Annotated in this window: 12 protein-coding genes; 3 read left to right on the forward strand and 9 right to left on the reverse strand. The window is 38.5% G+C overall.

What is annotated here, in order from left to right; translation table 11 throughout:
• Nucleotides 1-99 precede the first annotated feature (99 nt).
• From BKM32_RS11190 to BKM32_RS11205, 4 genes are read right to left on the reverse strand one after another with little or no spacing between them, the layout of a single operon-like run.
• Complete coding sequence (locus BKM32_RS11190) at nt 100-891, reverse strand: (Fe-S)-binding protein (protein ID WP_076663862.1); 792 nt, start codon at nt 889-891, stop codon at nt 100-102.
• A gap of 56 nt (nt 892-947) precedes the next feature.
• Nucleotides 948-2,258, reverse strand: coding sequence for a (Fe-S)-binding protein (locus BKM32_RS11195; protein WP_076663863.1), 1,311 nt, complete (start codon nt 2,256-2,258; stop codon nt 948-950).
• A gap of 18 nt (nt 2,259-2,276) precedes the next feature.
• Complete coding sequence (locus tag BKM32_RS11200) at nt 2,277-3,248, reverse strand: MlaD family protein (RefSeq protein ID WP_076663864.1); 972 nt, start codon at nt 3,246-3,248, stop codon at nt 2,277-2,279.
• A gap of 56 nt (nt 3,249-3,304) precedes the next feature.
• Nucleotides 3,305-4,426, reverse strand: coding sequence for an N-acetylmuramoyl-L-alanine amidase (locus BKM32_RS11205; protein ID WP_076664000.1), 1,122 nt, complete (start codon nt 4,424-4,426; stop codon nt 3,305-3,307).
• A 110-nt stretch (nt 4,427-4,536) separates the two neighbouring features.
• Between BKM32_RS11205 and BKM32_RS11210 the strand changes: the two genes are divergently transcribed.
• Nucleotides 4,537-7,296, forward strand: a complete 2,760-nt coding sequence (locus BKM32_RS11210; RefSeq protein ID WP_076663865.1) for a putative LPS assembly protein LptD — start codon at nt 4,537-4,539, stop codon at nt 7,294-7,296.
• A gap of 4 nt (nt 7,297-7,300) precedes the next feature.
• Nucleotides 7,301-7,681 carry a RidA family protein gene (locus BKM32_RS11215; protein WP_076664001.1) on the forward strand — a complete coding sequence of 127 codons (381 nt, stop codon included), beginning with the start codon at nt 7,301-7,303 and terminating at the stop codon, nt 7,679-7,681.
• 82 nt (nt 7,682-7,763) lie between these two features.
• On the opposite strand, the gene BKM32_RS11220 is transcribed toward BKM32_RS11215, so the two are convergent.
• Together BKM32_RS11220 and BKM32_RS11225 are read right to left on the reverse strand one after the other, a co-directional pair.
• On the reverse strand, nt 7,764-9,548 hold the full coding sequence (locus tag BKM32_RS11220) for a DUF885 family protein (protein ID WP_076663866.1): 1,785 nt from the start codon (nt 9,546-9,548) through the stop codon (nt 7,764-7,766).
• A 76-nt stretch (nt 9,549-9,624) separates the two neighbouring features.
• Nucleotides 9,625-10,203 (reverse strand): YdeI family protein, encoded by a 579-nt coding sequence (locus BKM32_RS11225; RefSeq protein WP_076663867.1) that lies wholly within the window; start codon nt 10,201-10,203, stop codon nt 9,625-9,627.
• Between the two features lie 193 nt (nt 10,204-10,396).
• Here BKM32_RS11225 and BKM32_RS11230 point away from each other — a divergent pair, with 193 nt between their 5' ends.
• Nucleotides 10,397-11,437, forward strand: coding sequence for a GMP reductase (locus BKM32_RS11230; RefSeq protein WP_076663868.1), 1,041 nt, complete (start codon nt 10,397-10,399; stop codon nt 11,435-11,437).
• A gap of 49 nt (nt 11,438-11,486) precedes the next feature.
• Here BKM32_RS11230 and BKM32_RS11235 read toward each other — a convergent pair whose 3' ends face one another.
• From BKM32_RS11235 to pfkA, 3 genes are all read right to left on the reverse strand, one after another.
• Complete coding sequence (locus BKM32_RS11235) at nt 11,487-12,356, reverse strand: N-acetylglucosamine kinase (RefSeq protein WP_076663869.1); 870 nt, start codon at nt 12,354-12,356, stop codon at nt 11,487-11,489.
• Between the two features lie 85 nt (nt 12,357-12,441).
• Complete coding sequence (gene gap, locus BKM32_RS11240; RefSeq protein ID WP_053977778.1) at nt 12,442-13,443, reverse strand: type I glyceraldehyde-3-phosphate dehydrogenase; 1,002 nt, start codon at nt 13,441-13,443, stop codon at nt 12,442-12,444.
• Nucleotides 13,444-13,458: 15 nt separating this feature from the next.
• Nucleotides 13,459-14,445 (reverse strand): 6-phosphofructokinase, encoded by a 987-nt coding sequence (pfkA, locus tag BKM32_RS11245; RefSeq protein WP_053977777.1) that lies wholly within the window; start codon nt 14,443-14,445, stop codon nt 13,459-13,461.

A 14,445-nucleotide genomic window follows, 5' to 3' on the forward strand; every position in this document is an offset into this window, starting at 1 on the left:
ATTTAAAGATTCAGTATGATTTCAAAAGATTTGCTAATCTTTCATCAAAGAAAAGGCTTAAAACAACCTTGAAAAATGAGATTTTTTAACGCCGAATACTTAAAGGTTTTCTGCATTTGCAATCAATTCAGCAACATCGAGCACCTGAATAGAATCTTCCTTCTCTTTAGCTTTCACCCCGTCGGTCATCATGGTATTACAATACGGACATCCGGTTGCAATGATGGACGGTTGTGTTTCCAAAGCATCTTCGGTTCTTAACACGTTAATGTCTTTGTCTCCTTTTTCTGGTTCTTTAAACATCTGTGCTCCACCAGCTCCACAACATAAAGCAGTTTGCTTATGGCGCTTCATTTCAACCAAATCCACTCCTAAAGCTGTCAACAAGGTTCTTGGCGCCTCGTAAACTTCATTGGCACGCCCTAAATAACAAGGGTCATGAAACGTGATACGTTTTCCGTTCAAGGTAGAACTGCTTTCTATTTTCAAACGTCCATTGTGCATCAATTCTTCTATATATTCTGTATGGTGCTGCACTTGGTACTGCCCTCCCAAAGCTGGGTATTCATTTTTTAGTGTATTATAGGAATGCGGGCAAGCAGTAACAATACGTTTCACCTCGTAGCCATTCAGCAATTCTATATTCATCATGGCCTGCATTTGGAAAAGAAACTCGTTACCGGCACGTTTGGCAACATCGCCAGTACAACTCTCTTCTGTTCCCAAAACAGCAAACTCTACTTGCGCTTTGTTTAACAACTTAACAAAAGCTCTGGTTATTTTCTTAGCTCTATCATCATAGCTTCCAGCAGACCCCACCCAAAACAAAATTTCAGGTTCTTTGCCTTCGGCCATATAGTCGGCCATGGTTTTTACTATAAGTTGTTCCATCTTATTTTTCGTTTTGTAGTTTATACATTCCTGTCCTTAAATATTGGAATGCCATACTAGTTTTCATCTACCCAGTTTAAACGATCCATCTGGTTATATGGCCAAGGGGCACCGTTGTTCTCGATGTTACTCATCATGTTATTCAATTCCATTGGCGCAGCACTCTGCTCCATCACCAAATAACGTCTCATTTCCAAAATAATGGATAACGGATCTATGCTCACCGGACAAGCTTCCACACAGGCATTACAGGTAGTACAAGCCCAAATTTCTTCATGCGAAATATAATCACCCAACAACTGTTTACCATCATCTTTGAATTCCCCATTGTTGGCATCGATATTTTTACCAACTTCCTCCAAACGATCACGGGTGTCCATCATGATCTTACGAGGAGATAATTTCTTCCCTGTTAAATTCGCAGGACATTCACTGGTGCAACGCCCACATTCTGTACAGGTATACGCATTTAACAACTGCACCCAACTTAAATCCTGAACATCGCTTGCTCCAAATTTTGCAGGTACTTCCTCATCTGCACCTTCTTCCGGCATGGCATAAGGATCTGCATCGGGATCCATCATCATTTTTACTTCAGCAGTTACTGCTTCAAGATTGTTAAATGCTCCTTTAGGTTTTACCTTCCCAAAATAAGTGTTTGGGAACGCCAGTAGAATATGAAGATGCTTTGAAAAGTATAAATAATTAAGGAAAACCAAAATTCCCAAAATATGCAACCACCAAGCACTACGCTCTATAACATGTAACGTCCCTTCAGAAGCTCCTGAAAACAATGGAGAAATAAATTGACTGATCACATTTCCAGATTGCATTTCTTGAAAGTGAGGGTCGGTAGCATTCATAACCAAAAACAAGGTCATCAACACCATTTCAAAGTAAAGGATGAAATTAGCATCATTTTTAGGCCAACTGGTCATTTCTGGTTTCCAAAATCTTTGTAGCTTGATAATGTTTCTTCTAATCCAAAAGATAACCACAGAAACAAACACCAAGAAGGCCAAAATTTCAAAAGAGCCTATTAGAAACCCATAAAAACCTCCCATAAATGAGAACAACCGGTGCTTTCCGGTTAGACCATCAAGAATAATTTCAAGTACCTCGATGTTGATAATGATGAATCCTAGATATACAATAATATGTAGAATTCCTGCAACGGGACGACGAACCATTTTACCTTGACCTAAGGCAATTCTAATCATGTTTTGCCAGCGTTGATCCTTATGATCGCTGACATCAACATCTTGTCCCAATTTAATATTACGGACTAATTTCTTTACATTTTTAACGAAGTAGCCGATGCCCAGTGCCAGAGCCACGGCAAAAAGTATGTTTGGAATATAGTTCATTTGTGTAAGTGTAGTCGTTTATTCCCCAGAATCGGAATCTTTTATAAGGTTACCTTCGGCATCATATTGATTGGCTTTCTTGCCAAACACCGAAAAATGCACATAACGTTTAGGGTTTAATTTTAGGTCTTGTAATAGCTCTTCCAATTGTTTGGTAGCACCTTCCAAGTTATCATAGAGTTTGTCGTCCTTCAAGAATTTACCCATAGTACCATCGCCATTTTCAATTCCTGAAAGCAATTGATTCAAGTTGTTCATGGAGCTTTGTAAATCTCTAGCTGCACCTGCCAAATCCACTTGTGAAATAGAATCTGAAATTTTGGAGAAGTTACCAAAAGTATTTTCTGCGCTGGAAAGTGTGCTTTTTAAACTTTCCTGATTTTCCGCCAATATTTTATTCAAACCGTTAGCTGTATTTTTATAGGCAACAATGGTTTGATCCAATTCTGCCAAGGCCACACTCAAATTCTTCTTGTTTTCGGCACTAAAAATGGAATTGATATTTCTTATGGCTTCATCGGCACTTACCATTACCATTTCAATTTTTTCCTGTAAAGGTGTCAAGCGTTGGTTTACCAATTCAGAAAGACCGTCTTTAGTCTTTGATTCCAAGAAGGTTTCCGTTTTCGCTGGAGAGGCGCCGTCAAATGCAGGGATAATGGCCACGGCCTTCCCTCCTATCAATCCAGCTTCGTATAATTCCGCCGTACTGTTTTTAGAGAACTCGAAATCATTGGTGATTAATAATTTCACTACCAATTTCCCTGAACCATCTTCCTTGAATTTAATATTTTGAACCTTCCCTACAATTTGCCCGTTAATAGTTACTGGAGCAGATGGTGTCAAACCTTCAACATTATCGTAAACGGCATAATACGTACGTGAAGAATCCAGTAGGTTCTCACCCTTTAAATAATTGAATAAGAAAATAAGTAAGGCTATTCCTGAGATAACCAATATTGCGGTTTTAACTTCTCTTGAGATTTTCAATGTGAATTTGTATTTGGTTGCTCACAAAATTAGTGATAAATATATTAAGAATACTTTTAATTGGTAGCAGTTTTAAGCGCTTCGGAAAGATCTATTCGCACACCATTTTTGTAGGCCACAATAAAACTGCCACTGTACCCCTTTTGTTTGGCCACCTCTTGGAACTTTTGAATTTCGTTATAATCGGAAGTTTCACCATAAAAATACTTATAGGTATTTCCTGCTTTTTCCATAGAAGACACTTCCAATCCGTTGAAATTATATGGCTTTAATTTTAATCGTTTCGAGCTTGCCGCAATCTGAACCTTAAAGGTAACATCCTTATAAACTTTGGGTAATTCCGTTTCTATTTCCAATTCTGTTTCGGTGGCCATTGCCAACTCATCATCATCAAAAATATTTTCACCTACATTCTGCTCTAGGTACTTTTTATAACTCACTACCGCATTTTTAATAGAATTCGCCATTTGACTTTGCCCTGATCCCGAGTGCAAATACTGTCCTTCTGGCTTATAAGTCAAAAAACCCACCTCAATCAACACACTTGGCATATACGTATTATGTAACACCCACAAACTGGCCTGTTTGATTCCACGGCTTTTACGCTTTAAAGAATTTAAAAAATTATCCTCTACCATTCTTGCCAAAAGAATACTATTATGGGTGTATTCTTCCTGCATGATAGAAATTCCAATCATGGATTCAGGAGAATTAGGATCGAATCCTGCGTAGTGCTTCTCGTGATTACTTTCCAAAAAGATTACCTCATTTTCCTTTTTGGCAATTTCAAAGTTTCGCTGATCATTAGCTTCTCCCAGCACAAAAGTCTCCGTTCCATGGGCCGAAGAACCGTGAGCATTACAATGAACTGACACAAACAAATCGGCGTCTGCCCTGTTGGCTATGGCTGCACGTTCGCGCAATTCCACAAACACATCGGTTTTACGCGTATAAATCACCTTAACATTGGGCAATTTTTCTAAAGCAGAACCTAAATCCAGTACAATTTTCAAGGCAATATCCTTTTCTTTATAGCCATTTCCCAAATTTCCAGGATCATGCCCACCATGTCCTGCATCCAAGACCACCACAAATTTGTCCCGATCCTTTCTTGGTGTTGCAGCAAATGTTAAAGAAATTGCAAATAATACGATTATTGATAATAAGTACGTTCTCATAAATGTTTTCAACGACAGAATATCTTTATTTATTACCTAAAAAATTGAGGCTGAGTTAATTTTTAAATTTTAATTGAATAATAATTAATCCCAAAAAAATATATGTAATTTTGGCTTTTCAAAAACCGAGCCATACTTTTACAAAAATACATTTAAAAGCGTTGCGTACAAACATCTTTCAAATACTTTTTAGCCTAAGTTTTACAGTGCTTATTAACACTTTGGCGTTCGCTCAGGACTTACCAAAACCAGTCGAAACCATTAAACCAAAAGTAGAAAGAGACACCCTTGATGTGGTTGCCGATTCCCTTCTGGCAGCCCCCCTAAATATAAAGGAATCAGACTCCATAAGTACCGATTCCATCCCGAAGAAAAAAGAGTTCCTAACGGGTATTGTAAAGTACCGGGCACAGGACTATGTTTCCATGAACCAAAAAACACAAAAAATCACTCTGTACAACCAGGCTGAAGTATTGTATCAGGACATGGAAATCAAATCGGGAGTTATCGTAATTGATTACAGCAAAAATTTGGTTTACGCGGGAAGATTGAAGGATTCTGCTGGTGTTTATACCCAACCACCTATATTCAAACAGGGAAGCAACGTAGTGGAACCAGATTCCATTATTTTCAATACCGAAACCAAAAAGGCCTTGATTTTCAATTCCAAAACCGAACAAAGTGGCGGAACCATCATTGCCGATGTTACCAAAAAAGAAAATGATTCGGTATATTTTATAAAACGAGGGAAATTCACCACTTCAGAAAATCTAGATGACCCTGAATATTACTTTTTGATGCGTAAAGCAAAGGTAGTTCCTAATAAAAAAGTGGTTACTGGATTTACCAACATGTTTATTTATGACGTACCTACGCCAATTGGTTTGCCTTTTGCGTATTTCCCTATGACCAAAACTCAAACCTCTGGAATTATATTTCCTTCTTTTGGAGAACAAAACGACAGAGGGTACTTTTTACAAAATGGGGGATATTATTTTGCTATTAGCGACTATACTGATTTGGCCGTTTTAGGAGATTATTATACCAATGGAAGTTATGGTTTGCGTATAGAAAACAATTATGCGCTCAGGTACAAATTTAGAGGAAACCTTAGTTTTAGATATGAAAATTTAATTAGTAGCGAACGTGGTTTTCCGGATTATTCTAGATCTACAATTTACAACATTAGGTGGTCCCACAGCCAGGATTCCAAAGCCAATCCAAACTCGCGCTTTTCTGCCTCGGTTAACTTAGGAAGTAGTACCTACTACCAACAATCCATTAACCAATACAATGCTGCCAACTTTTTGAATAATACCATGTCTTCCTCGATCTCCTATTCTAAGACTTTTCAGGGGGAGCCACAAACAAACTTAAGCCTTACTGCCACTCATTCTCAAAATACTCAAACCGAACAGATCAATATGACACTTCCAACCTTACAGGCTAGTGTTGGTCGTGTTTTTCCATTTGCACCAAGGGAAGGCACCAAAAAGGGTGCATTTCAAAACATCAATTTTCAATACAATGTTCGGGGGGAAAATAGAATCCAAACCACCGATTCATTGTTCTTCAAACCAGAAATGTTTGATGATGCCAAAATTGGCATGAAACATAGTATTCCATTAAGTACTAACTGGAAATTGTTTAAATATTTCAGTATGAGTGCCAGCACCAATTTTGAAGAAAACTGGACACTTAATACTATTAAGAAATATTATGACGAATTTGAAGATGAAGTGGTTACCATAGACCGTAAAGGTTTTGACAGCTTTAGAACCTACAACTTTGGGACTAGTTTAGGAACGACTATTTACGGAATGTGGGATTTCAAATTGAAAGATAAAGATCCTAAAATTCAAGCCATCAGGCATGTTATGCGTCCTTCGGTAAGTTATAACATCAATCCGGCTTTCGACCAATATTATGAAACCTTCGAAGTGATTTCCGCAGACGGACTTACCACAAGAGAAGTAGAATACAGCCGTTTTGAAGGTTCCATCTTTGGATCTCCAAACAAAACTTATGGAAGCTCTGTAGGGATTTCCCTTTCCAACAATTTAGAGGCAAAAGTTAAGGATAGAGACTCTACAGCTACCGAAGCTAAAAAAGTGGTTTTATTGAACAACTTGAACTTCTCTACTTCCTACAACATTGCAGGAGATTCATTGAACTGGAGCCCTGTAAGGGTTTCGGGAGGAACACAGATTTTAAACAACAAGATGAGCATCAACTTCGGGATGACCTTAGATCCGTATGCTCTAGACAACAATAATCGTAAAATAGATAAGTTCAATATTGAAAATGGCGGAAGCTTGTTCCGTATGACTTCTGCCAGTATGAACATGAGCTATACACTTTCTAGCGACACATTTAAAGGAGAAACCGAAGAAGACAAACGTGCCATAGAAGACAATGTCAGAAGCGGTGGGCGTGCCGATGACCTTTTTGGGAAGAATGAGGACTTTGCCGATAAACGCTTGAGTGATGACAGTGGTAAATCCAAAGCCGATGAAAACTCCGAATTCTATAAATATGAAATTCCTTGGAGTTTGCGTTTGGCCTATGCCGTGAACTACTCCAATTCTGCTAGGCAAAATGAAATCTCTTCACATTCCTTAATGTTCTCTGGAGATATCGATTTGTCGCCTCGTTGGACGGTTGGTGCCTCTTCCGGTTACGATTTTAAAAATCAAGGATTCACTTATACTCAATTACGCTTTGAACGCGACCTTTTAAGCTGGAGAATGAACTTTAGCTGGATTCCATTCAGTAGTCGTAGCTCTTGGAATTTCTTTATCGGGATTAAATCCAGCTTGCTTAAAGATCTTAAATACGATAAACGCAAACAACGTGACCAACAACTATAACATCATGAAAACAATCATCAACACTCCTAAAGCCCCTGCGCCAATAGGCCCTTATAACCAAGCCGTGTTAACGGGAAACACCCTTTACACTTCTGGGCAAATTGCCCTAAATCCAGACACTATGGAATTGGTGATGGATGATATCCAAACCGAAACAAAACAAGTGATGGAAAACCTTAAGGCCGTTTTGGAAGCAGCCGACATGAACTTTGAGAATGTAATTAAATCTTCCATTTTCATTAGCGATATGGACAATTTCTCAAAGATAAATGAAGTTTACGGCGCTTATTTTGATGAAGCTACGGCGCCCGCAAGAGAAACTGTTCAAGTAGCAAAATTACCAAAAGCGGTGAATGTGGAAATCAGTATGATTGCAGTTAAATAAGGATTAAAATACAAAATAAAAAAGGCCCAATAATTATTTATTGGGCCTTTTTGTCTAGTAAATATAAGCTTAGCAACTTGACTTATTCATAAGAAGCTATCCAAGCATTTATTTTTTGTTCCAATAATTCCAAAGGCACGCAACCTGTTTCCAATACTTGGTCATGAAATGCTTTGATATCGAAGTTATCACCCAAAGCCTTTTGGCTCTTTTTACGTAATTCAATGATTTTTAACTGTCCAATTTTATACGACAGGGCTTGTCCCGGATTAGCCATATAACGTTCTATTTCACTAATAATCTTGGATTCGGATTTCGCTTCATTTTGCAAGGAATATGCTATGGCTTCTTCCCGAGTCCACCCTTTTGCATGAATCCCAGTATCGACCACCAACCGAATGGCTCTATGTATTTCAGCTCCCAACATTCCCAAATATTGATAAGGATCCTTGTACAACCCTAGCTCCGTCCCCATAGACTCAGCATAAAGCGCCCAACCTTCTCCAAAAGCACTATACCACAAGGTTCTTCTAAAATCAGGTAGTTCTTCATTTTCCTGTGCCAAGGAAATCTGGAAATGGTGACCAGGAATGGCTTCATGCAAAAACAAATCCTCCTTATCAAAAATATTGTACTCTGTCACATTTGGAATTGGTGTATAAAAAATTCCCGGACGGGTACCATCCAAAGATCCCGAGCTATAATTGGCAGCCGCCGATTTTTCCCTAAAAGGCTCTGTTCGCCTAACTTCAAATGGTGTTTTGGGCTGCTTCCCAAACAACTTATTCAATTGAGGTTTCATCACATTGTGGATACTGTCATAAAAGGCAATCACCTGTGAACGCTCCGTAAAAGGCATTAAAGCCTTATCCGTTCTTACAAAGTCAAAAAACGCATTCAAATCACCTTTAAAACCAACTTGCTCCTTGATTTTTTCCATTTCCTTTCGGATACGGGCAACTTCATTTAAACCAATTTGATGGATTTCCTCAGCGGTTAAATTGGTAGTAGTGTAGAACTTTATTTGATGATTGTAATAGGCAGTGTCGAGCGGTGTTGCAGCAATACCGCTACTCCTTCGGCCAGCAGGCAAATAGGAGTCTTTAAGAAAGGTTGCCATATCGCTATATGCAGGAATCACCTTGTCATTAATCATTGCCTGATATTCTGAAGTAAGACGATCTTTCGAAGCTTGATCAAAATCCTCAGGCATCAAGTTAATCGGACCATAGAACAAATGTGCTCCTGCTGGACCATTTGCCAAGGATTCAAACTGAGGAATTACCTTTACAATCAAAGATTTTGGCAGTACATAACCTTCCGTCATTCCAAGCTGCATCTTGGATTTTGCCGTAGCGAGCCAAGTTAAATAGCCATCCACACGCTTTAACCAGTTTTCGTAATCTTCAACAGTTTTAAATGGTTGCGCCGTAGAACCGCTGGCCAATTGATTGAAATCCAAATTCAAAGACCACATTTGGTCTATAGGCATCAAATCTTTCTTAAAACCTAAAGCCTCCAATTTAATATTGCAATCCCACAACAAAACTGCTTTACTCATTTGCTCCGATGGATTCAGCAAGGAATCGGCAATATCACCAAAAACAGTTTTATATTTTTCATAAAATGCCTTTTCCTTTGCTTTATAGGCTTCCGAAAGATAATTGGGAAACTGACCATTGTAACGGTTGTCTCCCGCCTGTGTAGCTAACAGTGGATCCAACACCAGTTTCTCTTGGTTAAAATCCTTCAACAATTTGGAAAAAACAGTACTTATTGAATCATCTTTAACCGCAGGGGAACTCGTCTCCTTTTTACATCCTTGCAGAGCCAGAAAAGCAGCACAGCAGATAATAATTTTCTTCATTGATTATTTGTTTTGCCCTCTAAGATATTAAAATAAGTGAAGTTTGAAGATCTTTATCAGCTAGTTAGAAAAACACTTAATCATTTAACCCTTTTCCTTCTAACATTTTTGGAATACATTTTTCAATTCTAGAGCTTCGAGTCTTGGATTGTTTAGCACTGGAAAAGAATAACAAGTATGCACGTTGTCTTCCGGGAGTCAGGCTTTCAAAAGCAGTTTTCAGATTTAGATTGGAAGCTAAAACATCTTGAAATTCTTCTACCATGATAAATTCCGAAGTTGGCTTCATTTTAACTTCCAAACCAGCCCGTTCCACTTCGATAGCCTCAAAAACATAGGCCTTTACGGTAGCCGACAAATCCCAAATTTCTTGAAGGCTTGTAAAACGTAATTGCCTTGCAGCTTGCACGTTTTTGGTTTGCTGCACCAAAATACCTTCAGGGTCTTTTAACAGAGCTCCTTTATGGAATAAAAGGGCACAATAGTCCTTAAAACCATGAATCAAGACCACATTTTTGCCGTTTATGGAATAACAAGGTTTTCCCCATTTTAATTCCTCCGTCATGCCACATTCAGCAACAATGTTCCTTAAAACTTCAAATTCCTTTTGCCATTTTGAGGATTGGCTTAAAAATGCCTCTACTTTGGGATTCATTTCTTTTAAATTTTAAAGCCAATTTAGAAATTTATTACCTAATGACTTGCATATCTTGTTTCTATTGGAATTTTATAAAAAAACGTCTGAATTACATCCTCATAAATCTTCAATTGTTGACAACTATATATCTACAAAATACACCGTTTACAAAACAAACTTGTATTTTTAGGAATAACCAAATTATCATTCCATGCGTATAGAACAAGATTTAAAACTCGGTTTTAAGGATGTTATGATCAGACCCAAAAGGTCCACCCTTAAAAGTAGGTCCCAAGTGAACCTGGAACGGGAATTTACCTTTTTGAATAGTAAAATTTCTTGGAAAGGCGTTCCTATTATGGCTGCCAACATGGATACCGTTGGTACTTTTGAAATGGCCTTGGCTTTGCATAAAAAACAGCTTTTTACAGCTATTCACAAACACTACTCCCCTTCAGAATGGACCAATTTCTTGAACTCAGCACCTAGTGGTATCGAAGATTACATAGCCCTTAGTACAGGTACAGGCAAAAAAGACACCGAGCGTTTGCACGCCATTTTCAGTCAAAATTCCCAAATAAAGTTTATTTGTATTGATGTTGCCAATGGTTATTCGGAACACTTTGTTCATTTCGTAAAACGTACTAGAGAAGCTTATCCACACAAAGTTATTATTGCTGGAAATGTTGTGACAGGTGAAATGGTTGAAGAACTTCTTTTGGCAGGTGCCGACATTATTAAAGTAGGTATAGGTCCTGGAAGTGTGTGCACTACTAGAGTGAAAACAGGTGTAGGATATCCCCAATTATCGGCCATTATTGAATGTGCTGATGCGGCCCATGGTTTGGGAGGTCAAATTATTAGTGATGGTGGGTGTGCCACACCGGGAGATATCGCCAAAGCTTTTGGTGCCGCGGCAGATTTTGTCATGCTTGGCGGTATGCTTGCTGGTCATGATGAAAGTGGCGGGCAACTTTTGGAGCGTGATGGCAAACAATACAAACAATTTTATGGTATGAGCTCTTCAACTGCCATGGAAAAACACGTTGGAGGTGTTGCTGAATACCGTGCCAGTGAAGGTAAAACCGTGGAAGTTCCTTATCGAGGTCCTGTAGATACGACATTGCAGGACATTTTGGGAGGCTTACGCAGTACTTGTACTTATGTAGGTGCCCAAAGACTAAAGGAATTAACCAAGCGCACCACTTTCATTAGGGTTGCCGAACAAGAAAACCAAGTTTATAATGGATAAAAAAAAGCCTTGAAGAATCTTCAAGGCTTTTTTATTGATGTATATTGATTTATACATGTTTCAATGCTTTAACGTGATAATCTACCAATCCTTCAATTGGTCTTCTCACAAAGTTGCCAACGGTAAATCCCATTTCTGCGGCTACTTCCTTAATGTGCTCTTGAGTGAAAAACGATATCGATCCCGCAAAATGTACTGGAACACTTTTCAATTCATCCTTAAACTGCATGATCATATTTTTTGCAAAAGATTTAAAACCTCTTACAATTAAATCGTGCATATATACGGATTCCTTGTTTAAAATCATGAACTCTGCAAAGGTTGCCAAATAGGCATTAGGGTTGGGTTGCTTGTAAAGATTGTATTTAATATGGTCTGCTTCCATATTATATTTATGGTCAAATGCCACTCTTAATGAAGAAGGCATATGCTTGTAATAATAATCTTTAATAAGCTCCTTTCCGTAGTAATTTCCACTGGCTTCATCCATTAATGAATAACCTAGAGATACTACCCTTTGGTGCAGCTTATTCCCATCGTAATAACTACAATTGGATCCTGTTCCCATAATACATACCACTGCGGCCTCATCATCATGGTTGATGGTGGACCTTACGGCTGCCATGGTATCTTCTTCAATCTCGATATGTGTAGATGTAAATATTTCCTTTAAGACATCGCGAAGCGCCAATTTTGGTTTTTCAGTCCCACAACCCGCACCATAAAAGTACAAGTGTGTAGCTTTGTCTTTATAGGCCATAAGCTCCTCGTTCTCCAAAATCCTTACTCGAAGCTCATTGCGCTCCAAAATGGCAGGGTTGAGACCTTTGGTTCTTATTTTTTCCGAAAGTTGGTTCCCTTCCAAATCAACTGGCATCCAATCGCACTTTGTAGAACCGCTATCAACTATTAAAATCATAAGAATAAAATAAAAAAAGACCGTAGCATTCCATTTAGTTTCCCAAATTTTATGCTGCGGTCTTCTATTCGTATATAAAGTGTTATTATAATTTGCTTACATGTAAAGCTAAATCAATCAGTTTGTTTGAATAACCAAACTCGTTGTCATACCAAGACACAACTTTAAAGAACGTAGAGTTCAATTCGATCGCAGCATCGGCATCAAAGATACTTGTACGTGCATCGCTTACGAAATCTTGAGATACTACTAACTCATCTGTATATCCTAACACACCTTCCATAGCTCCTTCTGAAGCTGCTTTAAATGCTTTCTTGATTTCATCTAAAGAAGTTTCTTTTTCCAACTTCACTGTTAAATCAACTACAGAAACGTCAGCAGTTGGTACACGGAATGCCATACCAGTTAGTTTTCCATTCAATTCTGGAATTACCTTCCCTACCGCTTTAGCAGCACCTGTAGACGCAGGAATAATGTTTAATAAAGCACTTCTACCTCCTCTGTAATCCTTTCTAGAAGGACCATCTACTGTTAATTGTGTAGCAGTTGTAGCGTGAACTGTAGTCATTAAAGCTTCAACAATTCCGAAGTTGTCGTTTAATACTTTAGCTACAGGTGCCAAACAGTTTGTAGTACAAGATGCATTGGATACAATAGTATCTGAAGCTTTAGCTTCTGTATGGTTTACTCCCATTACAAACATTGGAGCATCCTTACTTGGAGCTGAAATAACTACCTTTTTAGCACCAGCCTCAATGTGGTATTGTGCAGTTTCCAAAGTAGTGAAGATTCCTGTACATTCAGCTACGATCTCTGCGCCTACTTCATCCCATTTAAGAGCTTTAGCATCTTTTTCAGCAGTGATTCTAACAGTTTTACCGTTAACAACCAAATGTCCATCCTTAACCTCTACAGTTCCATCAAATTTTCCGTGAACAGAGTCATATTTTAACAAATACGCCAAGTGATCTACATCCAATAAGTCGTTGATGGCTACTACTTCAACATCTGGTCTGTTGATAGTAGCTCTAAATACTATTCTTCCAATTCTCCCGAATCCGTTGATTCCTAATTTTAACTTTGACATAATCTTAATTTAATGTTATGTGGTCATGATATCTGACACACGAAGTAATTCTAAATTTATTTTTGATTGGCCTTTGATGGCTTGATCCAATGGTGTTAGTGCCATTTTATCATCCAATAACCCGACCATAAAGTTGGTTTTTCCTTCCATAAGGCTTTCTACAGCTTTCACTCCCATTCTACTTGCCAATACACGATCGAAACAAGATGGTGAGCCACCACGCTGCATATGACCAAGTACAGATACACGTACTTCATATTCACCTAGGTTTTCCTCTACGTAATCCCTAAGTTCAAAAACGTTCTTTCCTATTTTATCACCTTCGGCTACAATTACAATACTAGAGGTTTTTCCTGAACGCTTGCTACGTCTTAATGACTCCAACAAACGATCTAATCCTAAATCTTCCTCAGGAATCAAGATTTCCTCAGCTCCAGCTCCAACACCTACGTTTAAGGCAATATGCCCTACATCGCGGCCCATAACTTCAATAAAGAACAATCTGTTATGTGAACTGGCCGTATCTCTAATTTTATCAATGGCATCTACACCTGTATTCAAGGCTGTATCGTAACCTAATGTATGTGAAGTTCCATAGATATCATTATCGATAGTTCCAGGAATCCCCATGATTGGCATATCAAATTCGCTACTAAAAATCATAGCTCCGGTAAAGGTTCCATCTCCACCAATGGCAACCAAAGCGTCTACACCTGCCTTTTTCAATTGCTCGTAGGCTTGCTTTCTACCTTCTGGTGTTCTAAACCTATCAGAACGTGCCGACTTAAGAATGGTTCCTCCCTTATTAATGATGTCCTTAACACTACGGGCATTCATTTCTACAAATTCACCTTCAATCATACCTTCGTATCCACGGTATACGCCTATGGATTCAATGTTGTGGTATGCACAAGTTCTCACAACCGATCTAATAGCGGCATTCATTCCAGGAGCATCTCCTCCCGAGGTAAATACGGCTATTTTTTTTATGCTTTTACTCAT

This window comes from Mangrovimonas sp. DI 80, assembly GCF_001975575.1.
Classification (GTDB): domain Bacteria; phylum Bacteroidota; class Bacteroidia; order Flavobacteriales; family Flavobacteriaceae; genus Mangrovimonas_A; species Mangrovimonas_A xylaniphaga.